The sequence below is a fragment of the Tenacibaculum sp. 1_MG-2023 genome (assembly GCF_030547425.1).
GTDB lineage: Bacteria > Bacteroidota > Bacteroidia > Flavobacteriales > Flavobacteriaceae > Polaribacter.
In genome coordinates this window covers 179,406-206,151 of the sequence record NZ_JAUORH010000002.1, presented here as the reverse complement: position 1 = coordinate 206,151, position 26,746 = coordinate 179,406, and the positions used below count along the sequence as shown (strand labels likewise).

Annotated in this window: 22 protein-coding genes; 8 read left to right on the top strand and 14 right to left on the bottom strand. The window is 32.1% G+C overall.

Going from position 1 to position 26,746, the window contains the following annotated elements; genetic code table 11:
- Nucleotides 1–40: 40 nt before the first annotated feature.
- A complete protein-coding gene (locus tag Q4517_RS02675) occupies nt 41–1,816 on the bottom strand; it encodes a tetratricopeptide repeat protein (RefSeq protein ID WP_303505931.1) in 1,776 nt (591 codons plus the stop codon).
- Nucleotides 1,817–1,994: 178 nt separating this feature from the next.
- Here Q4517_RS02675 and Q4517_RS02670 point away from each other — a divergent pair, with 178 nt between their 5' ends.
- A complete protein-coding gene (locus tag Q4517_RS02670) occupies nt 1,995–2,138 on the top strand; it encodes a hypothetical protein (RefSeq protein WP_164506679.1) in 144 nt (47 codons plus the stop codon).
- 92 nt (nt 2,139–2,230) lie between these two features.
- Here Q4517_RS02670 and serS read toward each other — a convergent pair whose 3' ends face one another.
- The 3 genes from serS to Q4517_RS02655 all read right to left on the bottom strand — a co-directional run bounded on the left by serS (nt 2,231) and on the right by Q4517_RS02655 (nt 4,894).
- On the bottom strand, nt 2,231–3,505 hold the full coding sequence (gene serS, locus Q4517_RS02665) for a serine--tRNA ligase (protein ID WP_303505928.1): 1,275 nt from the start codon (nt 3,503–3,505) through the stop codon (nt 2,231–2,233).
- Between the two features lie 66 nt (nt 3,506–3,571).
- Nucleotides 3,572–3,799 (bottom strand): helix-turn-helix domain-containing protein, encoded by a 228-nt coding sequence (locus Q4517_RS02660; protein ID WP_303505926.1) that lies wholly within the window; start codon nt 3,797–3,799, stop codon nt 3,572–3,574.
- A 156-nt stretch (nt 3,800–3,955) separates the two neighbouring features.
- Nucleotides 3,956–4,894: a bifunctional riboflavin kinase/FAD synthetase gene (locus Q4517_RS02655; protein ID WP_303505924.1), complete on the bottom strand. Its 939-nt coding sequence runs from the start codon at nt 4,892–4,894 to the stop codon at nt 3,956–3,958.
- Between the two features lie 193 nt (nt 4,895–5,087).
- Between Q4517_RS02655 and Q4517_RS02650 the strand changes: the two genes are divergently transcribed.
- On the top strand, nt 5,088–7,778 hold the full coding sequence (locus Q4517_RS02650; RefSeq protein WP_303505922.1) for a TonB-dependent receptor: 2,691 nt from the start codon (nt 5,088–5,090) through the stop codon (nt 7,776–7,778).
- A gap of 10 nt (nt 7,779–7,788) precedes the next feature.
- The gene (locus tag Q4517_RS02645) at nt 7,789–9,447 is read left to right on the top strand and encodes a G-D-S-L family lipolytic protein (RefSeq protein WP_303505920.1); all 1,659 of its coding nucleotides are present in this window, start codon (nt 7,789–7,791) and stop codon (nt 9,445–9,447) included.
- A gap of 29 nt (nt 9,448–9,476) precedes the next feature.
- On the opposite strand, the gene Q4517_RS02640 is transcribed toward Q4517_RS02645, so the two are convergent.
- From Q4517_RS02640 to Q4517_RS02620, 5 genes are all read right to left on the bottom strand, one after another.
- Entirely contained in the window at nt 9,477–9,704 is a 228-nt protein-coding gene (locus Q4517_RS02640; RefSeq protein ID WP_303505918.1) for a hypothetical protein, read from the bottom strand.
- 136 nt (nt 9,705–9,840) lie between these two features.
- A complete protein-coding gene (locus Q4517_RS02635) occupies nt 9,841–11,388 on the bottom strand; it encodes a glycine--tRNA ligase (protein WP_303505916.1) in 1,548 nt (515 codons plus the stop codon).
- 109 nt (nt 11,389–11,497) lie between these two features.
- On the bottom strand, nt 11,498–12,376 hold the full coding sequence (locus Q4517_RS02630) for a hypothetical protein (RefSeq protein WP_303505914.1): 879 nt from the start codon (nt 12,374–12,376) through the stop codon (nt 11,498–11,500).
- Nucleotides 12,377–12,423: 47 nt separating this feature from the next.
- Complete coding sequence (locus tag Q4517_RS02625) at nt 12,424–13,326, bottom strand: hypothetical protein (protein WP_303505912.1); 903 nt, start codon at nt 13,324–13,326, stop codon at nt 12,424–12,426.
- 45 nt (nt 13,327–13,371) lie between these two features.
- The gene (locus Q4517_RS02620) at nt 13,372–13,932 is read right to left on the bottom strand and encodes a class I SAM-dependent methyltransferase (RefSeq protein ID WP_115899512.1); all 561 of its coding nucleotides are present in this window, start codon (nt 13,930–13,932) and stop codon (nt 13,372–13,374) included.
- Nucleotides 13,933–14,138: 206 nt separating this feature from the next.
- On the opposite strand from Q4517_RS02620, the gene Q4517_RS02615 reads away from it, so the two are divergent.
- A complete protein-coding gene (locus Q4517_RS02615; RefSeq protein WP_303505906.1) occupies nt 14,139–14,678 on the top strand; it encodes a ComF family protein in 540 nt (179 codons plus the stop codon).
- Between the two features lie 54 nt (nt 14,679–14,732).
- Nucleotides 14,733–16,328: an Ig-like domain-containing protein gene (locus Q4517_RS02610; RefSeq protein ID WP_303505903.1), complete on the top strand. Its 1,596-nt coding sequence runs from the start codon at nt 14,733–14,735 to the stop codon at nt 16,326–16,328.
- 110 nt (nt 16,329–16,438) lie between these two features.
- Here the strand turns inward: Q4517_RS02610 and Q4517_RS02605 are convergent, their stop codons facing one another.
- A complete protein-coding gene (locus tag Q4517_RS02605; RefSeq protein WP_303505901.1) occupies nt 16,439–16,657 on the bottom strand; it encodes a hypothetical protein in 219 nt (72 codons plus the stop codon).
- A 16-nt stretch (nt 16,658–16,673) separates the two neighbouring features.
- Nucleotides 16,674–17,165, bottom strand: coding sequence for a DinB family protein (locus Q4517_RS02600; protein ID WP_303505899.1), 492 nt, complete (start codon nt 17,163–17,165; stop codon nt 16,674–16,676).
- Nucleotides 17,166–17,377: 212 nt separating this feature from the next.
- Between Q4517_RS02600 and Q4517_RS02595 the strand changes: the two genes are divergently transcribed.
- Nucleotides 17,378–18,334 carry a YafY family protein gene (locus tag Q4517_RS02595; protein ID WP_303505897.1) on the top strand — a complete coding sequence of 319 codons (957 nt, stop codon included), beginning with the start codon at nt 17,378–17,380 and terminating at the stop codon, nt 18,332–18,334.
- Here Q4517_RS02595 and polA read toward each other — a convergent pair.
- Nucleotides 18,331–21,153: a DNA polymerase I gene (gene polA / locus Q4517_RS02590; protein WP_303505895.1), complete on the bottom strand. Its 2,823-nt coding sequence runs from the start codon at nt 21,151–21,153 to the stop codon at nt 18,331–18,333. The two genes, Q4517_RS02595 and polA, sit on opposite strands and share 4 nt — an antisense overlap.
- Before the next feature lie 172 nt (nt 21,154–21,325).
- On the opposite strand from polA, the gene Q4517_RS02585 reads away from it, so the two are divergent.
- Nucleotides 21,326–22,549: a metallophosphoesterase gene (locus Q4517_RS02585; RefSeq protein WP_115899506.1), complete on the top strand. Its 1,224-nt coding sequence runs from the start codon at nt 21,326–21,328 to the stop codon at nt 22,547–22,549.
- 87 nt (nt 22,550–22,636) lie between these two features.
- The gene (locus Q4517_RS02580; RefSeq protein ID WP_303505890.1) at nt 22,637–22,930 is read left to right on the top strand and encodes a co-chaperone YbbN; all 294 of its coding nucleotides are present in this window, start codon (nt 22,637–22,639) and stop codon (nt 22,928–22,930) included.
- Here Q4517_RS02580 and Q4517_RS02575 read toward each other — a convergent pair.
- Entirely contained in the window at nt 22,927–23,556 is a 630-nt protein-coding gene (locus Q4517_RS02575) for a polysaccharide deacetylase family protein (protein WP_303505888.1), read from the bottom strand. The two genes, Q4517_RS02580 and Q4517_RS02575, sit on opposite strands and share 4 nt — an antisense overlap.
- Before the next feature lie 5 nt (nt 23,557–23,561).
- A complete protein-coding gene (locus tag Q4517_RS02570) occupies nt 23,562–26,675 on the bottom strand; it encodes a DUF2723 domain-containing protein (protein ID WP_303505886.1) in 3,114 nt (1,037 codons plus the stop codon).
- Nucleotides 26,676–26,746: the final 71 nt, after the last annotated feature.

Below are 26,746 nucleotides of genomic sequence, written 5' to 3'. Positions count from 1 at the left end.
TGAAGTAATAAAAGCATCTTCAAACTTTCAAATTGACTTATTAAATATCGTCTCCTCTTAATTTTCTAAACTTTTTTCGAGCGTCTACTAAATAGATACTCGATGGGTGGTCAAAAATAATCTTTTGATAGTATTCTTTAGCCTTTTCTAGGTTATTTAATTCACTGTTGTATAATTCAGCCATATTATAATATACATCGTCAATATAAATTCCTTTCTTATCTAAGGCTATTATTTTACTATAGTTTACAATAGCTTCGTCATATTGTTTTTTTTCAACAAATAATTGAGCTTGTTTAAATAACGCTTCATCTTCAATAGACTGTCCTCCATAATTAACAATTATAGTACTTAAAATAGCAATTGCTTCATCGTTTTTATTTTGATAAGCGAATAAATCAGCCTTAGCATATTCTTTTAAACCTGTACCAATACTATCTTTAGGCTCGTTATCCGAAATTGTTAAAAACAAATCAGCAGCATCGTTAGCAATGAGTTGTGTCGCAGATCCTTTTAAAATTTTTAACTGAGCTTTTGCCCAAGTAAAGTCATTTTTAAAATAAGATGCTTGTGCTACTTTAAAACGTGCTTCTTGACCTATATAATGATTTTTGAAGAGTGTTTGAACTTGAGAAAAGTAAATTAACCCCTTGTTAAACTTACCCATATAAACAAAAACATCACCAAGTTTAAGTTTTATAGTAGCTTTTATAAACTTTGAATTGGTAAAGTTTAATGCATTTTTTAAAATAGCAGATGCTTCTTTTGGATTGTTCTTTGTAAAAGTTAAGTAATTGGCGTATTCCACCTGTGTAAAAAGAGTTTTAGAATTAATTCCATACTCTTTGAAGATAGAATTAAAACGTTCATCTACATCAGGTTGTTTTGTATCAATCGCTATTTTTAAGTTGTTGTTTATTGCTTTAAACTTGTCTCTAGGGTAATTAGTTTTTTCAATAATAAGATCAAAACATTCTTTAGCAGTTTCATAATCTTTGTTTTCAAGAGCTATTTTACCTAAATCATTAATTTTACCTAAATTATCAGGATCCCTAGCAAGCAACGCTTTGTTTTGAATGAGTGCTTTGTTATATTGTTTTTGCCTGATAAATAACCAAGAAAGTAAGTCGTTCCAAATATCTTTGGGATTACTGATAGACTTTCGTAATAGTGCTTTTTTAAATAAAATATTGCTTTGATCTTCACTATCATCTGTTAAATATTTACCTGCATAGCGTTTAACATTGTTGAGGTAGCCTTCGTTTTTATCAACCAAATCAATATACGATTTGAACATTTGTTCAAAATTTCCTTTTTCACCATAAATCTGTGCTAATTGAAATCCATAGTTAGCTTTTGGATTAACTTCCATTATTTTATTAAAAGCTTCAATGGCCAAATCCAATTTGCTATAGTTTTTAAACAATCCAGCTATTAAAGAACCGTAATTTGCTTTCTTGTTGATGGATTCAATTGCTTTTTGGTAGCAGTTATTAGCTTCTTCAATTTTTTCTTGGCGTTCAAAATTATGACCAAGAATTACATATAGATAAGATAAGTTAGGTTTTTCTTTTAGTTTTTGAGTGAGTAAATTTTCAGCAGCAGTAAATTGTTCTGTTTCTTGATAGCAGGTAATTAGTTTTTTTAAATAGGTTGTGTTATACGGGCTTTGATCGTATAACCTTTTGTATAATTGAATTGCTTTTTCATACTCATTACTTCTAAAATAATTTTCAGCAATAATAAACTCATTTTGTTGTGCGTGACAAAACAAGCTTAAAACCAGTAAATTAAATAGAATAATGATTTTCTTCATTTTTGGATAGGTTTAAGTGTTGTACTTTATGCTTAATTCCGCTAATAGCGGTTTCATCTACCAAAAATACAGAACAAAATTGTTAAAATACTATTAAAAGAGATGCTTTTTTAAATAGTAGTGTAACATTTTGGCACGAACTTTGTCTTATTACAAAAACAACTAAACAGTGTAAACTATGAGAAATTTTACGACACAATATGAAATAGCAAAGCAGAATGCAAATGAGTTTATGAGAAAAGGTCAAATACCTCAATATTTTGAAGCTTTGTTAGAAATGAATAAATACAAGAGATTAATGGTAGCAGTAGTTGCCAACTAAACATATTTTTTTCAATGGGGATTGATTAATTAAAAATCCCAAGCGTCGTAATTGAGGCTTGGGGTTTTTTCATTTTTTATATTGAAGGTTGATTAATCAATCATATCAAAACCACAGTAAGGAACTAATACTTCAGGAATTTTAATTCCATTCTCAGTTTGGTAGTTTTCTAAAATACCAGCTAATACACGAGGTAAGGCTAATGAACTTCCATTTAGTGTATGTACTAATTGACTTTTACCTTCTTTATTCTTAAAACGTAACTTTAAACGATTTGCTTGAAACGTTTCAAAATTTGAAGCAGAACTAATTTCTAGCCAACGTTCTTGCGCTGTAGAATACAATTCAAAATCGAATGTTAAGGCAGAAGTAAAACCAGTGTCTCCACCACACAAACGTAAAATACGATACGGTAATTTTAATTCACGTAAAATTTCTTTAATGTGATCTACCATTCCGTTTAAAGCATTGTATGAATTATCAGGATGTTCAACACGAACAATTTCAACCTTATCAAATTGGTGTAAACGATTTAATCCACGAACATGTGCTCCGTAACTACCCGCTTCACGACGAAAGCAAGGTGTATACCCCGTTACAGTAATTGGTAAATCAGCTTCTTTTACCAAATTACCTCTAAACATATTGGTTATAGGGACTTCAGCTGTTGGAATTAAATATAAATCATCACCAGTTACATGGTACATTTGTCCTTCTTTGTCAGGTAATTGTCCAGTACCAAAACCAGAAGCTTCATTTACTAAATGAGGAACCTGTACTTCGTTATATCCAGCAGCGGTGTTTTTATCTAAAAAATAGTTGATTAAAGCACGTTGTAAACGAGCTCCTTTACCTTTGTATACAGGAAAACCAGCACCCGAAATTTTTGCCCCTAAATCAAAATCAATAATATCATACTTCTTCGCTAATTCCCAATGAGGTAATGCTTTTTCTCCTAAATCAGGAATAATACCTTCATTGAAAACCTCTTCGTTATCCTCTTCGTTTTTTCCTGCTTTAACTGAAGGATGAGGAACATTAGGTATTTGATACAATAACTCGTTCAATTTGTCTGAAGCAGAATTTAATTCTTCTGTTAATTGTTTAGATTGTTCTTTTAACTCACCTGTTTTTGCTTTAAGTTGGTTTGCTTCTTCAGCTTTTCCAGACTTAAAAAGACCTCCAATTTCTTTGGATATTTTGTTCGATTCAGCTAAAACAGTATCTAAAGAAACTTGTGTAGTTCTACGCGTTTCATCAGCAGTTAATACTTCTTCAATAATTGTTTCTGCATTAGCAAAATTACGTTTTGCCAATCCGTCTAAAACAGTTTGTTTGTTTTCTCTAATAAACTGAACCTGTAACATCTTTTTAATTTTTTAAGAAAAGCAAAGATAAAAGAAGCTATAGACTTAAGCAATGTGTTTTGTATACTAAATTTCTTCAAGCATCATAAAGAAGTCTGATAACGTAATGTTGAAATAATCACATATTTTCTGAAGAGTAGTAATAGTGACATTTGTTTTTCCTTGTTCTATTCTTGCTAAATGTATTCCAGTATCAATATAAAACTCACTTGAAGTAATATGATACTCTTCTCTTAAAGTTTTTACACACAGGGCTACCTTTTTTAAGGTTACCTCCTTTTTTGACAGCATCATTCTTTTTTTGATACAAAGTCTTAAAAACATATGAATTATATAATGACATACTTGTCATTATATAGGTTTTAAAAAAAATAACTTTGTGTGCAGTTACGTCAATAATACTAATTCTAAAGATATTTGAAACCGGGGGCTTTAAGTATAATTTTAAGGTTAGGGTTTGGCGTAACTTTTTAAAAAGAGCATTGAATTTTGCTGGTCTTTTTTTAATTGAGAAATTAAGCCAGAAACAGAATCGAATTTTTGTTCATCTCTTAAGTAGTAAATTAGTTCAATAGTTAACTCTTTACCATACAGGTTTTGGTTAAAGTTGAAATAATGTACTTCAATTGTTTGGTGTTTACCATCAACCGTTGGTCGATTACCAATATTCATCATTCCATAAGTAGCAGTATTATCAATAATAGATTTTACTATATAAACACCTGTTTTAGGAATTAATTTGTAATCTTCACGTATGTCAATGTTTGCTGTAGGAAACCCTATTTTTCCGCCTAACTGTTTTCCGTTTACAACTTTTCCAGTAAGAGAAAAGTTATATCCTAAATAATTATTAGCAGTTTTTAAATGTCCATTAGCAAGTGCTTTTCTAATTTTTGTAGAGCTAACGGATACTTCATCAATATCTTGAGCAGGAATTTCTTCAACTGTAAAATCATATAAGTGAGAATACTCTGTTAATTGCTCAATATTACCTTCTCTATTTTTTCCAAAATGATGATCGTAGCCAATAATAAGTTTAGAAATGTTTAGTTGATTTACTAAAATGTCACGGACAAAATCTAAAGCAGTAAGTCTTGAGAATTCTCTACTAAAAGGATGGATAATTAAATAATCTAATCCTAACTTTTCAAGGTGTTGTGCCCTTTCATCAATGGTATTAATTAATTTGATAGAAACATCTTTTTGTAGTACCATTCTTGGATGAGGAAAAAATGTTAGTAACACCGACTTTTTATTGTTAGCCTTTGTATCACTAACTAGTTTCTCAATAATTTTTTGATGCCCAATATGAACTCCATCAAAAGTACCAATGGTCACCATTGTTTTTTGAGAAGGAGTAAAGTCAAAAATAGAATGTATAATTTCCAAGACTACTAATAAGTTTAGGCAAAAATACAATTTGTATAAGATGATAAATAATAAATTAATAAATAAAATCTAAAATTAGTTTTTGGTAAGTTTTTGTCTTTATAATTACTATAATTATAAAAAAAGAGGGTAAATATTTCGCAAATGAAAAAAAATTGTATTTTGCACTACAGTTAACAAATTATTTTATATTATGATGAAAAAGCTATTACTTGTTGCATTTGTGCTATTTGGTACAGCAATGATGGTTGCTCAAACTACCTTTACAGGTACGGTTAATGATGCTTCCCTTGGAGGGCCATTACCAGGAGCAAACATTAAAGTTTCGAGAAAAGCAGTAGGAACATCCACTGATTTTGATGGTAAGTTTACAATGACGGTAACAGATATCCCACCGTTTACCATTGAAATTTCTTCTTTAGGGTATCAAACAAAGAAAGTTGAAATAACAAAAAACAACCAAGTCGTTGAGGTTAGCTTAACGGAAAATGCAACATCTTTAGATGAAGTAGTTGTATCAGCTTCAAGAACCCCAGAACGTGTTATGGAATCACCTGTAACAATTGAACGTTTTGACTCTAGAGCGATTAAAAATACAGCTTCAGCTTCATATTATGATGGGTTAGAAAACTTAAAAGGAGTTGATGTGAACTCAGGGGGTTTAACTTTTAAAACAGTTAATACACGTGGTTTTGCGACTTTTGGGAATGAGCGTTTTGTTCAGTTAGTGGATGGGATGGATAATGCTTCACCTGCATTAAACTTCGCAATTGGAAACCTTTTAGGTATTTCTGAAGTAGATGTGAAAAGTGTTGAGATTTTACCAGGAGCAGCTTCTGCTTTATATGGAGCCAATGCATTTAATGGTATTATGTTAATGCGTAGTGAGAATCCTTTTAATGAGCAGGGTATTAGTGTTGGTTTAAAAGCGGGCTTAACAAGCCAAGAAGCAGCAGGAGATAATGGTTATTATGATACTACGATTAAAATGGCACATGCTTTTGATGATTATTTTGCTGTTAAAGCTAGTTTTTCATATTTAAAGGGTGAAGAGTGGCATGCAACTGATTATAGAAATACAACAGGTATTGGTGGGAGCTATATTCCAGGTATGAGTCATGCTGATGACCCAAATTATGATGGAGCTAATGTATATGGAGATGAAGTATCGGTTGATTTAGGTGGAGCTGTAGGAAAGGTTAGTAGAACAGGGTATAGAGAAGTAGACTTAATGTCTAACGAAGCTAAAAGTGTAAAATTTAATGGAGCTATACATTATCGCCCATTAGGAAATGATCGTGTTGAAATTATTTGGAACTCTAAATACGGTACTGGTAACACGATTTATCAAGGACAAAACCGTTATAATTTAGCTAACTTTTTTATGGAACAACATAAATTAGAGGTTAGAGGTAAAAATTTCTTTGTTAGAGGATATTATGCAGGCGAAGACGCAGGAGACTCTTACGATACTCGTTTTGCTGCAATAAATATGAATGGTAAATGGAAACCTAACAGTGTTTGGTTTCAGGAATATGCAGGAGCTTACCTAATGCATGGTTCTCATGCAATCGCTAGACAAGTAGCTGATACTGGAAGACCAGAGCCTGGTTCAGCAGAGTTTACAAGATTGTTTAATGAAGTAACTGCTGACCCAGATTTAATGACAGGATCTAAGTTTAGAGACAATACTAGTTACTACCATGCAGATGCAAACTTGAATTTACGTGATTATATTGATTGGGCAGAAGTTCAAGTAGGAGGTTCTTACAGACAGTACAAGCTTAATTCTTTTGGAACTATTTATACCGATAGTGATGGGCCTATTAAATATGGAGAGTATGGAATGTACACTCAGATTCAAAAGAAAATGATGGATGATCGTTTAAAGTTTACAGGATCTTTACGTTATGACAAATCAGATAATTTTGACGGAAACGTTACACCAAGAATTTCACTAGCCTATGCAGCAGGAGAGAACAAGAATCATAATTTTAGAGCTTCTTTTCAAACAGGTTTCCGTAATCCAACTACGCAAGATCAATACATTGGTTTAGCAACAGGGGCAGGATTTATCTTAGGAACAGCTCCAGATAATATTGGACGTTTTTCAGCTAATGCAGAGACAACAACAGGAAGCTTTGTTTTAACAGGTCAAGATGTGTTTGATAGAGGGTATTCTGCTAATTCTATAGCAAACGGGAACCCTACATTAGCAACAACAGACCTTGTAGAGCCAGAAAAAGTAAAGTCTTTTGAAGTTGGGTATCGTGCAGCTGTTCCATTAGGAGAAAATAAACTATCTATTGATTTTAGTACATACTATAACATGTACTCTGATTTTATTTCTAACAAAGATGTGGTTGTATTGGTAGATCCAAATACACCAGTAACTGTGAATAACTTAACTAATAGAGACTTAGTAAGAACATTTAGTGTAAAAACGAATTCAACAGTTGATGTAGATTCTTATGGGCTAGGTTTAGGGTTAAACACAAAGATATTTAATGGATTTGATGTTGGATTAAATTATACATGGTCTAAGTTTGATTTTGATCAAGCTGCTGATCCTGATTTTGAAGCTGGGTTTAATACACCTGAGCACAAAGTTAAAATGCAGTTTGGACACCCTAACTTGTTTGAAAACTTTGGGTTCAATATTAGTGCTCGTTGGCAAGATGAGTTTTACTGGCAGTCTACCTTCTTAGAAGGAACTGTAGAAGAAAGAACTGTTCTTGATGCTCAAGTTAATTATTCAGTACCTTCAATTAAATCAGTGTTTAAAGTAGGAGGGTCTAATTTAACAGGAAAAGAATATTTAAGTGCACCTGGAGTGGGAGCTGTAGGTTCTCAGTACTATATTTCTTGGACTATCAACAACTAAAAAAGAAACAATGAAAAATACAATTAAATATACTTTTTTGTCTGCATTATTTTTAGGCTTTACTGCCTGTGATGTAGACAATACACTAACAGAAATTAAAGGCGAAGCAGAAAATAGTGTAGCACTTCAGGCTGGAAGTGCAGACTTTTCTAATTATGTTTCAATAGGAGCATCTTTTACTGCCGGTTTTACTGACGGGGCTTTGTTTAAAGCAGGGCAACAGTATTCTTTTCCGAATACTTTAGCAAGTAAATTTGCTTTAGTTGGAGGAGGAGAATTTGTACAACCATTAATGAATGATAACATAGGAGGACTAGTATTAGGAGGAAATATAATACAAGAGCCAAGATTTTATTTTAATGGCTCAGGACCAGCACGTTTAGATGAAACACCAACAACAAATGCAGCTACATCTATTGCAACTGCAACTGGTTTTAATAATATAGGATTACCAGGAGCTAAAAGCTTTCACTTAACATTTGCAGGATACGGGATGCTAAATCCGTATTTTGGAAGAATGACAACAAATCCAGCAGCAGCAACTGTTATAGGAGATGCAGTTGCAAAAGCACCTACGTTTTTTACGTTGTCTGAAATTGGAGGGAATGATGTGTTAGGTTATGCTGTATCAGGAGGTACAGGTGTTAATCAATCTCCCACAGACACTAATCCTACAGGAAATTTAGATCCAAGTACTTATGGAGCAAATGATATAACAAATCCATTAGTTTTTAATAATGTTTTTAACGGTATAATTAGTGCTTTAGAAGCTACAGGAGCTAAAGGAGTAGTAGCAAACTTACCTTACATTACAAGCTTACCACATTTTACTACCGTACCATATGCACCATTAGATCCATCTAATGCAGAGTTTGGGGCTCAAATACCTTTGTTAAATACAGTGTATGGAGCAATTAACCAAATTTATGTAGGTGCTGGTGAACCGGAGAGAGCGATTGTTTTTTCTGAAACAGGAGCTAGTCCAGTAGTGGTAGAAGACGAAAAAGCAACTGATTTAACAAATGCAATAACAACCAATTTAAGTACGAGTCCAACTTTTGTTCCTTTTGTTGAATCTCTAGGGTTACCAGCAGCAGCAGCTCCATTGGTAGCTCAATTATTAGGAAAACAATATGGGAAAGCTAGATCGGCAACAGAAAATGACTTATTAGTATTGCCAAGTAGTGCTGTCATAGGAAAAGTTAACAATGCAGCGGCAGCAGATTTAATAGCTCAAAGTGGCGGGTTGTTACCAGCTACTTTAGCAGGTCAGTTTTCAGCTGAAGGAGTAACATTACCTTTAGAAGATAAGTGGGTATTAACTCCGGAAGAACAAGTAGAAATTAAAACAGCGACTGACGCGTATAATGAGACTATTAAAACAGTTGCTGAGGCGAAAGGATACGCTTTTGTAGATTTTAACGCGATTTTACAAGAAGCTTCTACTAGTGGTTTAGAGTTTGGAAGGTACAATATGAATACAAGCTTAATTACTGGTGGTTTAATTGGTTTAGATGGAATTCATTTAACAGCTAGAGGATATGCGTTAATGGCTAATAAAATGTTAGCTGCTATTGATGCAGCATATGGATCTAACTTTACAGAAGGTAAAGACGGTTTAGCAAAGCCAGATGACTATCCAACAAATTACTCACCTACTTTACAGTAGTGAGCAAAATAAAGTAAAAAAGCTGAAGATTAATCTTTAGCTTTTTTTTTGTCCTTATCAGAGTTGATAACATACTTTTTGTACTTACCATCTTTATACCTATAGTAAATAAATAAAGGCATTAATATAAATGACATGTATAAAACACCTAGGCCCATTACTACTTGTGATTTAGGGTGCTCTGTGTTTAAAAGATAAGCACCGGCTATCATCCAAAGTAAAAAGATGATGAATAATATTTTAAGTACAGTTTTCATCTGTTTTCTATTTTATCGGTTAGTTAAAACTCTTACTTGATATTAAGATTTGTATGTAAAGTTATTTACTATTGCAAAAATAAAAACCCTAAACAGTTACGTTTAGGATTCTTGCTTTATTTTGTCGTTTTAAGATTTATGCTTCCATTTTTTGTAACCAAGAACGTACATCTACCTCTTGTTTAATAATGTTGCTTAAATCTTCTATTTTAACTCGTTTTTGCTCCATAGTATCTCTATGGCGAATGGTAACAGTGTTGTCTTCTAAAGTATCATGATCTACCGTAATACAGAAAGGTGTACCAACAGCATCTTGACGACGATATCTTCTTCCAACAGCATCTTTTTCATCATAAACAACATTAAAGTCCCATTTTAAATCGTCAACAATTTTACGAGCAACCTCTGGTAAACCATCTTTTTTAACCAACGGTAAAATAGCCGCTTTGGTAGGTGCTAAAACTGCAGGTAATTTTAAAACGGTTCTTGTTGAACCATTTTCTAGCTCTTCTTCTTGTAAAGAGTTAGAAAAAACGGCTAAGAACATTCTGTCTAAACCAATTGATGTTTCAACTACATAAGGTACATAGCTGGTGTTATCTTCGTGATCGAAGTATTGTAGTTTTTTACCAGAAAACTTTTCATGCTGACTTAAATCGAAATCAGTACGAGAATGAATCCCTTCTAATTCTTTAAACCCAAAAGGAAACTTAAATTCAATATCAGCAGCTGCATCAGCATAGTGAGCTAATTTATCATGATCGTGGAAACGGTAGTTTTCTTCTCCTAGTCCTAAAGACATATGCCATTTTAAACGGGTTTCTTTCCACTTTTCATACCATTCCTTTTGAGTACCTGGTTTTACAAAAAATTGCATTTCCATTTGCTCAAACTCTCGTTGTCTAAATATAAATTGGCGCGCAACTATCTCATTACGAAAAGCTTTACCAGTTTGTGCAATTCCAAAAGGAATTTTCATACGCCCAGTTTTTTGTACGTTTAAAAAGTTTACAAAAATACCTTGTGCTGTTTCAGGACGTAAATATACTTGTGTTGAACTATCTGCTGAAGCTCCCAATTGGGTTCCAAACATTAAGTTAAATTGCTTAACCTCTGTCCAGTTTTTAGAACCAGAAACAGGACATGTAATACCTAAGTCTATAATTAAATTTCTAAACCCTTCTAAATCGTTTTCTTCTTGAACTCTAGTTAGTTCAACTGTTATCTCGTCAATTTGTTTTTGACGTCTTAAAACATTTGGATTTGTACTTCTAAATTCATCTTCATTAAAAGCTTCACCAAAACGCTTTTTTGCTTTGGTTATATCTTTTTGAATTTTTTCATTGATTTTTTCTCTAAAATCTTCAACTAAAACATCAGCTCTATAACGTTTTTTAGAGTCTTTGTTATCAATTAAAGGATCGTTGAAAGCATCAACATGGCCTGAGGCTTTCCAAGTAGTTGGGTGCATGAGTATTGAAGCATCAATGCCCACAATGTTTTCGTGCATTTGCACCATTGCTTTCCACCAATAATCACGAATGTTTTTCTTTAATTCTACTCCGTTTTGAGCATAATCATACACAGCGCTTAAACCATCATAAATTTCAGACGATTGGAACACATAACCGTATTCTTTTGCGTGCGATAATACTTTTTTAAATTGATCTTCTTGTTTTGCCATGTTGCAAAAATAAAATAAGGATTTAAACTATGGCTATGGAAAAAGAAAAAAGTGAAGAATTAATTAAACTCTTCACTTTTTATTCACATTTAATATGTATTAGTGTTGTTTATCTCAGTTTTATAGTAGCATTTCCAGAGTAAACACCGTCAACAAAAGCACTAATTACATATTTTCCTTTTTTAATATTATCTCTATTTACCAAGACTAAAGACACAAGACTTAAACGGTTGTTACTATAGTTAACCTCTAGAGAGTCTGTATATTGAACTTTTTGCCCATTTTTTAAGTCAGTTTTTCCTTTAGGAGCAACTACATTTTTATTTTCATCAATAATTTGAATGTATACACGTTTTTCGCCAGCTGTAGTTATTGGGTTTTCTAACAAGTCGAAATTAATTCTAAACGCATCAGTTCTGCTAGATCTACTTGTAGATGTTAGCTTTCCACTACTACGTTCTTTCATCGCAACTGCTTTTACAGGACTTGTTTTAATAACTCCGCCAATAGCAACTTTAGCTTCTAACTCTTTGTTTTTTTCTGTCAAAGTCTCATTTACACTATCTTTTTGCTGCAAAATTTCGTTAGCTATAACATTTTCTTGTGTTAAAGCGTCATTAGCACTATTTAAAGAATCTATTTGTATGAAAAGCTTTTTGTTTTCACGCTCTAAACTTGCAATTCTACTTCGGTATTTTCTTATAAGTCCAAAGTTGTCAGATTTTAAGTCTTTTATTGAGTCTCTTAAACTTTTCATTTTTATTAACTCTACTTCTAATCTATCAGCTAAACGTTTTTTACCAACAACAACATCAGTATAGTCTTTAATCATTTCATCGAGATCTTGCTGTAATTCGGCTTTTTCTTCTAAGAAAATATTTTGAAGATTTTTATTTTCATTTGATTTTTGAAATGAGTAATAAAACAGGAAAAGAGATAAGATAATTAGTACTAAAATTAAAACATTTTTGGTTTTTTGTTGATTCATGGTTAAGGGGGATTGATTGTATTAAGTTATTAATTAATTTTAAGGGGTTACTTTAATGCTAGGGATTTATTACCAGCTTGAATACCGTTAACAAATGTATTTATATGGTATATTCCTGCGTTAATTTTACTATTTATATTCACAAAAGAAATCATAGATAGTTGTTCATTGTTATACTCAGCAATTAAAACATCACTACACCATATTTTTTTATTGTTTTGCAAACTTACTTTTTTATAAGGAGCAATAACCTTTTTGTTAGTGTCTATTACTTGAATATAAACTTCTTTAGGGCCAGAGGATACTACTTTGTTTTCTAGTAAATCAAATTCTATTTTAAAGGCATTTACTTTGTTAGACCTATTTGTTGAGGTGAATTTTCCATTTCTTTTCTTTTTCATGGCTTCTGCCTTTATAGTAGAGATTTCAATTATTTCAGCAGTAGCTATTTTTTTCTTTAGGTCATGTTTTTCCTTGCTTAAGAAACGATTTAAGTTAGCAAGTTTTGCATTTTGTTTTTCCTTTACTAATAAAGCTTCTTTAACACTATCATTTTTTGAAATTAATTCATTGTTAATTGTATTAAGACGATTTATTTGAGTGAAAAGTTTTTCGTTTTCTTCAATAAGTATTCCTGTTCTTTTTCTATAATATCTGATAAACTTATAGTCTATTTTTTTTAAGTTTTTAACAGATTCTCTAAGTTTAATTACTTTATGCAGCTCATCTTTTAACCTTAAAGAATACTTACTTTTCTTATAACTAGCTTCTTCATAATCTTCAATTATGTTTGTTAGCTCACTTTCTAGCTCTTTTTTTTCTAGCTCAAAAACAGCTTTAAGTTCAGAGTAGTCTTTGGCATTTTCATAAGATAAAAAACCAATAACAAGTATTAGTAAAATTAAAAATGCGATGAAACTGTTGTTCTTTATTTTTGAGACTAGCATCATTTTAAAGGTTGTAATGAAGGGGTGCGCTCTGCGCTAATATACTATTTATTTCTTAACACATTTATAAATAAAAGCAGGAGGGAAGTTTAATGGTTCGAAGCTCAAATAGATAGCATTACCAAAAACTTCTTTTAGTTTTTTGTAGTAAGTTAAGCTGTATTGATATTGAATAAACAGTCCAGCGGTAGTTAAAAAACTATGGCTTTTTGTTAAGATAGAATGTGATATTTCTTTTGGGATAATAGTTAAAGGTAAGCTAGAAACTATATAGTCTGCTTTTGAATATCCTAACTTTTCTATTTCAAATTTAATATCTTCGGCAGAAGCTTTTAGAACAATTAATTGTTGATGCTTTATTTTTTTCAATTCATTATAAAAAGCCTCATTTATTTCAAAACAGATTAACACGGTATTGGGCTGAAGTTTTTTTAAAATATATTGTGTTATAGCTCCATTTCCAGGGCCTAGCTCAACAATAACTTCTGCTGTTTTAAAATCAATTTCTTTTAGCATCTTATTTGCCAAGTATCTAGAACTTGGCACAACTGTACCTGATGTTTTATAGTTTTTTACGGCTTCTTTGAAAAAATTAAACTTTTTACTCAAAATATGACTTCTGTTGTTTTTTGTATCTTTCTGTTAAAAAAAGGCCTGTAAAGATGCGATTTTTAAAAGAGATATTCTATTTATTTTATCCCAATTTATGTGTAAATTGTGAAATAATGTTGTTACAAAATGAGAAATTCTTGTGCACTATTTGTAAAAACGACTTACCAATTATAGACGATAATAAGCACACAAATGTTACATTAATGTCAAATTTTTATGGAAAAGTGCCAGTACAAGCTGTACGTTCTTTTCTTTTTTATAGAAAGAAAGGAGTAACGCAAAAACTTATTCATCAGTTAAAATATAAAAACCAACCAGAAATAGGGCTATTTATGGCAGACTGGTTTGGGGAAAAATTAAAGAAATCAAATGTTTTTGTGGATGTAGATTACATTATTCCTGTGCCACTACATTCAAAAAAGTTTACAAAGAGGGGGTATAATCAAGTAACTATGTTTGGTGAACGATTGAGCGATATTTTGAATATTGAGTATAAATCAGATATTCTAATTAGAACTTCTAAAACTAAAACACAAACTCTAAAACAACGATTTGAACGATTTTCTAATAATAAAACAAAGTTTAAACTTGTTGATACGACTTTTTTTGAAAATAAACACGTCTTGCTTATTGATGATGTTATTACTACAGGAGCAACCATAGAAGCTTGTGCAGACGAACTTTTAAAAACGCAAAACATAACTATAAGTGTAGCGACAATGGCGTATACACAAAAAGACTGATACCATTCCATCTTAATTTACTACTTTTGAAAATGGATTTTAAACCATTATTTTGTGAAAAATAAACACTTTATTTTAGTAACTCTTTTCGCTTTTTTAATAAGTAGCTGTGCACGTAAGGGACGACCAGAAGGAGGTCCAAAAGATGAAACTGCACCAATAATGGTTACTGCAAATCCCCCTTATGAAACTATTCATTTTGATGATGATAACATTCGTATTTATTTTGATGAATATATTGTTTTAAAAGACTTACAAAAACAGTTGGTAGTTTCCCCTCCAATGAAAAATCCACCATTAATTACACCTCAAGGAACACCAAGCAAGTATATAAATATTAAAATATTAGATACACTACAACAAAATACCACCTATACTTTTAACTTTGGAAATGCAGTACAAGACAATAATGAAAACAACAAATTAGAGAGTTTTAAATATGTGTATTCAACAGGAGATTATATCGATTCTTTAAAAATTAAAGGAGCTGTAGCTGATGCTTTTGATAAAAAAGAGGTGAAAGAAGTAAGTGTTTTACTATATAAACTTGATAGTACATACAACGACACTATTATTTTTAAACAAAAACCAAATTATGTAACAAGTACGTTAGATTCCACAAATTTTGAGTTTAGTAATTTACGTGAAGGAAAATATTTAATGCTAGCTTTAAAAGAACCTTCTAACGATTATATTTTTAACAGTAGAACAGATAAAATAGGTTTTGTAGTAGATACAATTACGTTGCCTCAAGATACTATAATTAACAAACCTATTCGCTTTTTTAAAGAGGTTCAACCGTATGAATTTAAGAGGGGAAAAGAGGTAACAAAAGGAAGAATCCAATTTGGATTTGAAGGGAGGCAGGAAGATATGAATATTGAACTGTTATCTGAAGTTCCGGAAGACTTCAAATCATTTACTCAGTTTGAAAAAGGTAAAGACACACTTAATTATTGGCATACACCTATAGAAAGAGATTCGTTGAATTTTATAGTAAACAATCAGAATTTTAAAGACACTATAACGGTACGTTTACGAAAAAAGAAAATAGATTCTTTATCCGTGTCATCAAGTGTGAGTGGAGTTTTGAATTTAAAAGATACCATGTTTATTCAAACCAACAACCCAATTGTTTCTTTTGATAAATCAAAGTTTTCATTGATTGATAAAGATACTGTTGATGTACCTTTTGAGTTAAAAAAACAATCGATTAACAAATTAGCAGTGTTGTTTGAAAAGAAGCCTAAATACGGGTATATTTTTAAAGGCTTACCTAAAGGAATAACTGATGTTTTTGAAACTACAAACGATACGTTAGATTATAAATTTACAACACGAACAGTAGAAGATTATGGAAGTATTGTATTAGAGATTAAAAACGAAACAGAATCTCCAGTTATTATTGAACTATTAAGTCAAGATAAAGTTGTAGAAAAACGATACATCACTTCTTCTAAAAAAATAGAATTTACCCTATTAGAGCCTAAAGAATATAGCATTAGAGCAATAGTTGATGAAAATAATAACCGTATGTGGGATACTGGAAATTTCTTATTAAGAAAACAGCCAGAGCAAATCATTTATTTAGATAAAGAGTTTAAGCTAAGAGCTAACTGGATACAAAACGAAACGTTTGTGATTGAATAAATAATATTATTTTAAAAAAGGTAATAAACCTAATAAAGAAACCAATTGTTCTTTATTAGGTTTTTATCATTATACAGACCTAGCTTTTTTGAAAAGGCACTAGCGATTATTTATAAAAGTTCTTCACAATAAAAACCATGATGTTGTAATGCTTTTAAGACAGCATTTGCTTTAACGATTTGAGTTTCGATTCGAAGAATATTATCGCAATCCTCTAGGTCAAAATTCCAGCGATCGTTTTTAGCAATCAAACGGTTTAATGTGGGTTGAACAATTTTAATCTCCTTGCTTTTTGTGATTGATGTTTTAAATACTAAAACTGTTTTCATTTTAAATGAATTTTGATTAACGCTCATAAAAAAATGGAGGTTCAATACCTAAAGCGCGTAAATAAACATACCCTTGTCCTCGATGGTGGATTTCATTATCAATAAAATAGAATATTGAAGACCAAACTGTGCCCTCATATTGACCAAATATTTTAATGTTCTGCTGAAATTGTTCTGGTTTAATTTGTACCCAATAGGTGTTTATTTCACCAGTAGCTTTATCCCAAAGTTCAAGAATTTTTTCTTTTTTGTTACCGTAATCTACTTCTTCAATTAACTCTTGAATTTTTCCAGTAGCAATTTCTTTAATGCCAGGTCCAGCTATGCCTAAAAGTTCCATAACCATATCAGCAAAAGTGCGCATACCTCCTATAGAGTAATTAAAAAAAGCATCTTCAGGAAAAACTTCAATAGTTCTTCGGGTTAAAGCTCTGTGTCCTTGCCAATGTGCTAATAACTCAGATGGTGTAATTACTTGTTCTAATAATGTGCTTGTTGTTGATTCCATAATTGTAAAATTTATTATTTGAAACCAAAAATACTATGGGGTGGTGACAGCTTTATGTCAGCAGGAAAAAATAAATTTTAAAAGTGTCTATTGACAAGCGGTTGTCACTTACTGTATGTTTATTTGTATAAAGTATAGTTATTATGTTGAAGCTAAAATTTAAAAAATACTTCAGCCTGAAATCCTATCTTTGGGAAATATGTTATAGCATTATGAGTTTAGATACGGTAAAACGTTTTGATAGAATTGTAGCCATCCTAATTCAGTTACAGTCTAAGCGTATTGTGAAAGCACAAGAATTGGCTGATAGATTTGAGGTAAGCTTACGTACCATTTATCGTGATATACGAACGCTTGAAGCATCGGGTGTGCCTATTATAAGCGAAGCAGGTGTCGGTTATTCTATTATGGAAGGGTACCGTTTGCCTCCTGTTATGTTTACGAGAGAAGAAGTAGGAAGTTTTGTGGCTGCCGAAAAACTAATGCAGAAGTTTGTAGATAAATCATTAGGGAATTACTATGAGTCTGCTATGATAAAGTTAAAATCAGTGTTGCGTGGTCGTGAAAAAGATTGGATTTCTGCCTTAGAATCACAAATATTGGTGGATCCTACAAATAAATTATTCAATGATAGTTTACCAAATGCACTTGAAACATTATTTGAAAGCATTGCTGAAAAAAGACAGGTATTTTTAAAATATCAAGCGTTAAATAGAGAAACACCCTCTGAGCGTTTTGTAGAACCTGTAGGTATTTATCACGAATCAGGATTTTGGTATGTATTGGCTTTTTGTCATTTAAGAAGCGATTATAGACAATTTAGAACCGATAGAATGTTAGCCATTAAATCAACCCAAAATAGTTTTACTAGAGAACATATTACGTTAGATGAATACCGCAGTCAACATGAAAATACACCAAAAACAAAAGTTGTTATTTCTGTTGATAAAAGTGTGGTACGATATATAAATAATAGTAAAATTCACCATGGTTTCGTGTCTGAAAAAATAAAAGGTAACCAAGTAGAAATGACATTTATGACTTCTTATGTTGAGCATGGTTTTTCCAGATGGTATATTGTGTTTTCTGACTACGCTAAAATTATTGAACCTGAAAGTTTAAAACTTCAGGTAAAAGCGATTTTAGAGAAAGCAATTACTAAACTTTAATGCGCTTCTAACCAATTAGCTCCTGTATCAATTTCAACATCTAATGGAACAGTCATTTTAAAGGCGTTTTCCATTTCTTGTTTAATGATAGGCTTAATGATGTCTACTTCATCTTTATGTGCGTCAAAAACCAATTCATCATGTACTTGTAATAACATTTTCGATTTAAAATTTTCTTGCTCAAATCGCTTGTAAATGTTAATCATGGCAAGCTTGATTATATCAGCAGCAGAACCTTGAATAGGTGCGTTTACGGCATTTCTTTCGGCAGCACCACGAACAATAGCATTACGAGAATTTATGTCTTTTAAATAACGGCGGCGACTTAAAACAGTTTCTACATATCCATGCTCACGAGCAAAATCTACCTGTTTAGACATATAATTCCTTAGTTTCGGATAGGTTGCATAATAGGTGTCAATCAACTCTTTGGCCTCTTTACGAGACAAATCGGTTTGGTTGCTTAATCCGAAGGCAGAAACTCCATAAATAATTCCAAAGTTTACTGTTTTAGCATTGCTACGCTGCTCACGAGTTACTTCGTTAATAGGAACGTTGAATACTTTTGCAGCGGTAGAAGCATGAATATCTTCACCATTTTGGAAAGCTTTAATCATGGTTTCTTCTTCGCTTAATGCAGCAATAATTCGTAGTTCAATCTGACTGTAATCCGCTGCTAACAATACATAGTCTTCATTTCTTGGAATAAATGCTTTACGTACTTCTTGTCCACGTTTTGTACGAATAGGAATGTTTTGTAAGTTAGGGTTGTTAGAACTCAAACGCCCTGTAGCAGCAACTGCTTGTGCATACACGGTATGCACTCTTCCTGTTTTTGGGTTAACTTCATTCGGAAGCGCATCAACGTAGGTGCTTTGTAGTTTTTTATACTGACGATATTCTAAAATATCTGCCACAATTTGATGGTCTTTTGCTAAATACGAAAGTACATCTTCTGCTGTAGAATATTGACCTGTTTTAGTCTTCTTAGGTTTATCAACCAGTTTCAACTTGTCAAATAAAATAGGACCTAATTGTTTTGGTGATGCGATGTTAAACTCTTCACCAGCTTGTTCGTATATGTTTTGCTCAAGTTGTGAAATGTCTTTAGACAATGCTCCTGAAAGAATTTTTAAGAAGTCGACATCTAAATTAATACCTTCAATCTCCATGGCTGTTAATACAGAAACTAGTGGCGTTTCGACTTCGTTGAATAGTTTGGTAACGTTACCATTTTCAAGCTCTTTAGAAAAGTGCTCTTTTAACTGATAAGTAATATCAGCATCCTCAACGGCATACTCGGTTTGTTTGGGTAACTCAACTTGTCGCATAGAAAGTTGATTTTTGCCTTTTTTACCTATGAGCTCTGTAATAGAAACAGGTTGATAGTTTAGATAGGTCTCAGCAAGTATATCCATGTTGTGACGCATATCTGGATTGATAAGGTAATGCGCAATCATGGTGTCAAACAATTTTCCTTTTACAGGCATATTATAGTTTGAAAGTACTTTAATATCGTATTTTAAATTATGCCCAATTTTTTCAATGGTTTCGGCTTCAAAAAATGGACGAAATTCTTCTAAAATAGTTGCGGTTTCCTCTTGATTTTCTGGAAATGAAACATAATATCCTTTACCTGCTTCCCAAGAAAAAGCAATTCCAATCAATTCAACCTCTAAAGCTTTTAATCCAGTAGTTTCCGTATCAAAACATACTGAATTTTGTTGCATTAGTTTTTCTAATAACAGTTTTCTTGAAAGAGGCGTATCTATTAATTGATAGAAATGATTAGTATTTTCAATGGTTTTATATCCATTAATATTGTTTTCTTCTGAAGTATTTCCACCACCAGGAGCTGCAAATAAATCAAACTGACCAGCTGTACTTGCTTTCGTAGCTTTTGGTTTTTCAACAGAAGGGGTACTTTCTTCCGAAGGAGCAAATGTTTTTAAGAAGTTCTCCGTTAAACGACGGAACTCTAACTCGGTAAAAATCTCTTTGGTAGCATCAATGTTAGGTTGTTCAAAAATTAATTTATCTAGCTCTAATTCAACAGGAACATCTAGCATAATAGTTGCTAGTTTTTTAGAAAGCAACCCTAATTCTTGGTTAGCTTCTACCTTTTCTTTCATTTTTCCTTTTAGCTCATGAATGTTTTTAAACAAGCCTTCCATACTTCCGTATGCAGCAAGAAATTTTTTAGCTGTTTTTTCACCAACACCAGGCAAACCAGGAATGTTATCAACAGCATCACCCATCATCCCTAAAAAGTCAATTACCTGTAAAGGATCTTCTACACCAAACTTAGCTTTTACTTCTTCAACACCCCATTTTTCATATCCATTTCCCATGCGAGGTGGGCGATACATAAAAATATGATCAGAAACTAGTTGGGCAAAATCTTTATCGGGCGTTACCATGTAGGTGTGTAATCCTTCTTTCTCGGCTTTTTTAGCCAGCGTACCAATAATATCATCGGCTTCGTATCCTTCTTTTACAATGGCAGGAATGTTCATGGCTCCTAATATTTTTTCAATATAAGGTACTGCTAAACGAATAGCTTCAGGAGTTTCTTGTCGGTTGGCTTTATAATCTTCAAAAGCTTCAACACGATCAACACTTCCGCCTTTGTCAAAACACACCGCTAAATAATCTGGCTTTTCACGTTTTATTACATCCAGTAAAGAGTTTGTAAAACCCATAATTGCTGAGGTATCTAATCCTTTAGAATTGATACGTGGATTTTTAATAAAAGCGTAATATCCTCTAAAAATTAAAGCGTATGCGTCGAGTAAAAAAAGTCGTTTTTGATTTGCCATGTTGTCTCTTAAGCCTATTGAAATAAAATGTTGATACCGATTTGTTTACATAAAAAAGCAGAAAACAAATGTTCCTATCAACTCTGGAGGTAAAGCTACAAAACTTTAACAAGATGTTAAAAATCAATTTTAAGAATCGCAGTATCTTTGTTTCTCCTTAAAAATGAAATAGATGTCTCGTTGGTTAGTAACAGTTATTATAATATCAGCAATAATTATTGTGTTTGAAGCATATGCTTTTCAAGCAATAAAAACACTTACTAAAATAAAAATTATTCGTTATGGGTGGTTGTTAATAGGGTTGTTGGCATATGTGAACTTTTTTTATGTGATGTTTACTTACGATAGAAGTCATGGTCAAACAAGAGAATTTCAATGGGCGGTGGGTATGCTTTTGCTTGTTTTAGTTCCTAAAGTGGTAATTTTCATATTAATGTTTGGAGAAGATGTTGTAAGATGGTTTCAAAAAGGGATCTCATTTTTATCTAAAGAAGAAACTAAAGATTTAGTAGGTAGAAGAACTTTTCTGTCAAAACTTGCTCTTGGGTTGGCAGCATTACCGTTTGCAAGTTTATTATATGGTATTTTTAAAGGGAAATATAACTACAAGGTGTTGAAGTATCAGTTAAGTTTTAAAGACTTGCCTGAGGCTTTTGATGGCTTTACAATATCTCATATTACCGATATTCATTCAGGGAGTTTTGATAATAAAGAAAAGATTAAATATGGAGTAGATTTAATTAATGAACAGGAATCTGATATGATTTTATTTACAGGTGACATCGTTAATAATTTTGCTCATGAAATGAATGATTGGGTGTCAATGTTTTCGGAATTAAAAGCACCTATGGGGAAATACTCGATATTAGGAAACCATGATTATGGTGATTATTCTGATTGGAAAACACCAGAAGATAAAATAGCAAATTTTCAAGCAGTAAAAGAGATTCATCCAAAAATAGGATTTGAGTTATTGTTGAATGAAAATCGATATATAGAAAAAGACGGAGAAAGAATTGCTTTAGTAGGTGTAGAAAATTGGGGTAAAGGGTTTAATAAAGCAGGAGATTTACAATTAGCTTCTAAAGGAGTACAACAAGAGGATTTTAAAATTTTATTATCTCATGACCCAAGTCATTGGGAATATAAAGTAAAGCAAGATGATTTTAATTATCAACTTACCTTAAGTGGGCATACACATGGTTTACAGTTTGGAATTGAAATTCCTGGCTGGATTAAATGGAGTCCTTCAAAATATGTCTATAAGCAATGGGCAGGATTATATAAAGAGTTTGATAGATACATTAATGTAAATAGAGGATTTGGCTACCATGCTTTTCCTGGTAGAGTAGGGATTTGGCCAGAAATAACTGTAATTGAGTTAAAAAAAGCTTGATTTTCAGTATTTTTAAGATTTTCATAATAATTACCTAACAAAAAATTAGTAATTTTAGGCTCTTTAGTGATTAAACGTATGCAAAAGATGACAAAGTTTGGTGAAATTATAAGCATTAACAAACCTGTGTTAATCGATTTTTATGCAGATTGGAGTGAACCAGAACCTAGTTTAGATACACTTCGTGATGTAGCTGCTGCATTAGGAGACAAAGCCAAGGTGATTAAAATAGATATTAACAAGAATGAAATTCTTGCAGACGCCTTACGTGTTAAAGGAAATCCAACTTTTATGATTTATAAAAATGGAGAGATGAAATGGCGCCAAACTGGAGAGCAAGACGCTAATACTTTAATAGGATTGGTTCAGCAGTTTGTTTAAGAGATTGCTTTAAAGTCATAACTTCTTTGCGAAAATTCTTTTAAAACTTTTGGAAGCGCATAATACAAGTTGTCGCTAGCTTTTATACTATCGTGAAAAACGATGATACTCCCGTTCTGTATGTTATTTACTACATTTTGTAAGCATTTTTCTTTAGAAATAGTCGAGTCAAAATCTGCAGACAAAACATCCCACATAATAATTTTATAACCATTAGCAAGAAGTTGTTTGGCTTGTTTTCTTTTTATTTTTCCGTAAGGAGGGCGAAATAGTTTTGTTTTTTGATGCGATAATAAGTTTTCGCATCTGTTTATGTTGTCAATATAAGCTGTATTGCTGTTTTTCCAGCCGTTTAAATGATTAAAAGTGTGGTTTCCTACCGAATGTCCTTCATTAATAATTCTTGAAAAAACAGTGGGGTGTTTTCGGATATTATCACCAATACAAAAAAAAGTAGCTTTTGCATTGAATTGGTGAAGTTGGTCAAGTACAAATTCTGTTACCTCTGGAATAGGACCATCATCAAAAGTGAGATAAATTTCTTTTTTATCGGTAAAAAAAGACCACGTATACTTAGCAAATAGTTGTTTAAGTATACGTGGTGTTTTTGTAAAATAGAACCTCATTAAAATTAAGGTTTTATAGTATCGAGTTCTAGAGGCAATCCAGGTTCGTCTTCAGGCATTAGACGCTCAAATAAACGTGCATGAGTTAGATAATCTTCAAAAAACTTTTTACCGAAGTCTTCATCTTTGTCGTATCGAGTAATTTGCTGAACTAAGTTTTGATACATGTATAAAGCTGTTTCTAAATTATCAATAATTAAACCAATATCCTCAGTTTTAAAGGTATCGTAATAGACGAGTTTTTGTTGAAAAATAGCAGCCAAAGTTTCAGCCGTTTCACGTGCTTTATCAATATCACCTATACGATAATACAATTCTGGATATCCTAAAGAGAAATTGTAGTGATCAAAATCTTTGATAGGCATTTTGTGTAACGATAAATCTAATACATCTTTCGCTTTTACAGAATCTCCTTTTTGTAAGAATTCTTCTGATAAACGAATTAAGTTATTGCGTAATGAAATTGCATTACGCTTACTTTGCTCATCCAAGTATATTTCACCATTATTAATGGTTTTCCAATCCCATTTTTTAACATTAGCGTACATTTTTCCAGGGTCGATACGTCCCATGTCAAAAATTGTTCGTCCTTTATTAGATGTTTTAATAGGTACTAGTTTATAAGCCATTCCATCTAACTGTAGGTAATCTTTTAACCAAATGTATTCTTCATCTGCATTTGCACCGCCAGTGAAATAAATAGGTCGCTTCCAATCAAAATTATTTAAGATGTCTAACATTAAAAGCCTTGCTTTTGATAAACCTCTATCATCAACAGTAATGTCAATATAATCTACCATTTTATCAGCATCTTTTTGTGCTACTAATCCAGTTTTTAAAGCATTTTCTTTGTTAACAGGAATGCGAATTTTGTTAGTTGGGTAAAATTTTTCCTTAGCCCCATCACCAGCGTCTAAATAAGTAGCATCATTATCACTAGCTATCCAACGCATAAAATCTTTTATGTTAAGTAAAGAATCCTTTAACTGTGGAAGTGGATAGTAGTATGCCATATCCAAGGTTCCGTACTTATATTGATCGTGTGTTAACTGCGACGGAATTGGGTCTGCATCATAGGTTTTCTTTTTCATTTGATCGATGTACCAATCTGTTTGAAAAAGACTTGTGTTTACTATTTTAATATCTCTACGTATACCTTCTACTTGCTGCATGTACCAAAGAGGGAACGTATCGTTGTCTCCAATAGTAAATATAATAGCGTTCGGATCACAACTTTCTAAATACGTTTGTGCATTTAATTGTGCCAAATAACGGTCAGATCTATCATGATCATCCCAGTTTTGGAAGCCCATTAAAGTAGGAACAGCTAGTAATGAAACCACTGAAACGCCAAAAGCAACTACTTTTTTAGGAGCGTATTTTTTAAAGTAATCATAAAGGGCAAGTACTCCAAAGCCAATCCAAATAGCAAAAACATAAAACGAACCAACTACCGCATAATCACGTTCACGAGGTTCAAAAGGTTTTGGGTTGGTGTAAAATATAATAGCTAATCCTGTGAATAAAAAGAACAGTGTTAACACATAAAAACTCTTTTTATCTCTATTCAATTGATATAACAAACCAATAAGCCCTAAAATAAAAGGTAAAAAGAAGTAAGTGTTACGACCTTTGTTGTTTTTAACATCCTCAGGTAACTTTTGTTGAGAGCCTAAGCGGGCTTCATCAATAAAATCAATACCGCTTAACCAGTTTCCATTTTCAATATCTAAATGTCCTTGAATATCGTTTTGACGACCTACAAAGTTCCACATAAAATAACGCCCGTACATATATCCAAATTGAAAATCAACCATGAATTTTATGTTTTCTAAAAACGTTGGACGTCTTTTACTTCGAGCTGGAATTCCAGCAATACTTTTGTATTGTTGCTCAGAAGCTGGATTTACCATACGAGGAATAAATCCTTTATGTTTACTTGAGTAATTAGGAAGTACGTTTTTGTATTTATTTACAATTACGTATTTACCATCTATTTTTTCGTACTTAGGTTTATCGTCTTTATATGGTTTATCAGCATCTTGTTCTCTGTCGTAAGCAATAGAATAGTAATTGTCATAAAAAACATTTGCATCACCGTATTGTTCACGGTTATAATATGCTAGTAGTTCACGCGCACTTGATGGGTTATTCTCATTAATAATGGTATCAGCATTTGCACGAATTGGTAACATTAACCAAGATGAGAATCCAATCATAATAAACAATACTGAAAGTACTAAAGTATTTGCAGTAACCAAGTTCTTTTTACGCGTGTACTTTAACCCGTAAACGAACAACCCGATTAAAACAATTCCAGCAATGATGGTTCCTGAGTTATAAGGCAATCCTACTTGGTTGATAAAAAATAGTTCAGCAACACTAAAGAATTTTAAAGTAAAAGGGAATAAAAACTTAAATACAAACGCTAAAACAAGTATGGCAACTAGGGTTGCAATTGCCGTTGTTTTTATGTTGATGTCTTTATACGTTTTAAAGAAATATACCAAAACGATAGAAGGAATTACTAATAAAGATAGTATGTGAACTCCAAAAGATAACCCAACTACAAAACTGATTAATACCAACCATTTATTTCCTCTAGGAGTATTTAATTCACTTTCCCATCGTAATCCTAACCAAAATAGTAGCGCCATTAAGAAAGAAGACATAGCATACACTTCCCCTTCAACAGCACTAAACCAAAAACTATCAGAAAAAGTATAAGCTAAAGCACCAACTAATCCGCTTCCTAAAACAGCAATAGCTTCATTATTACCTATCTTACCATTTTTAAATGCCATTTTTCTGGCTAAATTGGTAATCGTCCAAAACATGAAAAGGATAGTAAAAGCACTTGCCAACCCAGACATAAAGTTGACCATTTTTGCCAACTGACTAGGGTCACTAGTAAACATAGCGAAAAAAGCACCTAACATTTGAAATAAAGGAGCCCCAGGTGGGTGTCCAACTTCTAAATTTACAGCAGTAGCAATGTACTCTCCACAATCCCATGAACTTACTGTAGGCTCAAGAGTTAAGGTATAGGTAATTAACGCTACGGTAAACGAAACCCACCCTAAAATGATGTTCCACTTTTTATAGTTAAACTCAGTCATAGTTTTTTATCTAGATATAAAGTACGAATGTATTAATTACTTATGATTTTTTACTGAAAACAAAAATATAA

What these genes read in the sequence shown, in the direction of transcription:
- Q4517_RS02670 (WP_164506679.1), top strand. Translation starts at nt 1,995, where the DNA reads ATGAGAAATTTTACGACACAATATGAAATAGCAAAGCAGAATGCAAAT.
- Q4517_RS02575 (WP_303505888.1), bottom strand. Translation starts at nt 23,556, where the DNA reads ATGAGGTTCTATTTTACAAAAACACCACGTATACTTAAACAACTATTT.
- Q4517_RS02585 (WP_115899506.1), top strand. Translation starts at nt 21,326, where the DNA reads ATGTCTCGTTGGTTAGTAACAGTTATTATAATATCAGCAATAATTATT.
- Q4517_RS02640 (WP_303505918.1), bottom strand. Translation starts at nt 9,704, where the DNA reads ATGAAAACTGTACTTAAAATATTATTCATCATCTTTTTACTTTGGATG.
- Q4517_RS02625 (WP_303505912.1), bottom strand. Translation starts at nt 13,326, where the DNA reads ATGATGCTAGTCTCAAAAATAAAGAACAACAGTTTCATCGCATTTTTA.
- Q4517_RS02615 (WP_303505906.1), top strand. Translation starts at nt 14,139, where the DNA reads ATGTCAAATTTTTATGGAAAAGTGCCAGTACAAGCTGTACGTTCTTTT.
- Q4517_RS02635 (WP_303505916.1), bottom strand. Translation starts at nt 11,388, where the DNA reads ATGGCAAAACAAGAAGATCAATTTAAAAAAGTATTATCGCACGCAAAA.
- Q4517_RS02650 (WP_303505922.1), top strand. Translation starts at nt 5,088, where the DNA reads ATGATGAAAAAGCTATTACTTGTTGCATTTGTGCTATTTGGTACAGCA.
- polA (WP_303505895.1), bottom strand. Translation starts at nt 21,153, where the DNA reads ATGGCAAATCAAAAACGACTTTTTTTACTCGACGCATACGCTTTAATT.
- Q4517_RS02595 (WP_303505897.1), top strand. Translation starts at nt 17,378, where the DNA reads ATGAGTTTAGATACGGTAAAACGTTTTGATAGAATTGTAGCCATCCTA.
- Q4517_RS02630 (WP_303505914.1), bottom strand. Translation starts at nt 12,376, where the DNA reads ATGAATCAACAAAAAACCAAAAATGTTTTAATTTTAGTACTAATTATC.
- Q4517_RS02675 (WP_303505931.1), bottom strand. Translation starts at nt 1,816, where the DNA reads ATGAAGAAAATCATTATTCTATTTAATTTACTGGTTTTAAGCTTGTTT.
- Q4517_RS02605 (WP_303505901.1), bottom strand. Translation starts at nt 16,657, where the DNA reads ATGAAAACAGTTTTAGTATTTAAAACATCAATCACAAAAAGCAAGGAG.
- Q4517_RS02580 (WP_303505890.1), top strand. Translation starts at nt 22,637, where the DNA reads ATGACAAAGTTTGGTGAAATTATAAGCATTAACAAACCTGTGTTAATC.
- Q4517_RS02600 (WP_303505899.1), bottom strand. Translation starts at nt 17,165, where the DNA reads ATGGAATCAACAACAAGCACATTATTAGAACAAGTAATTACACCATCT.
- Q4517_RS02570 (WP_303505886.1), bottom strand. Translation starts at nt 26,675, where the DNA reads ATGACTGAGTTTAACTATAAAAAGTGGAACATCATTTTAGGGTGGGTT.
- serS (WP_303505928.1), bottom strand. Translation starts at nt 3,505, where the DNA reads ATGTTACAGGTTCAGTTTATTAGAGAAAACAAACAAACTGTTTTAGAC.
- Q4517_RS02645 (WP_303505920.1), top strand. Translation starts at nt 7,789, where the DNA reads ATGAAAAATACAATTAAATATACTTTTTTGTCTGCATTATTTTTAGGC.
- Q4517_RS02660 (WP_303505926.1), bottom strand. Translation starts at nt 3,799, where the DNA reads ATGATGCTGTCAAAAAAGGAGGTAACCTTAAAAAAGGTAGCCCTGTGT.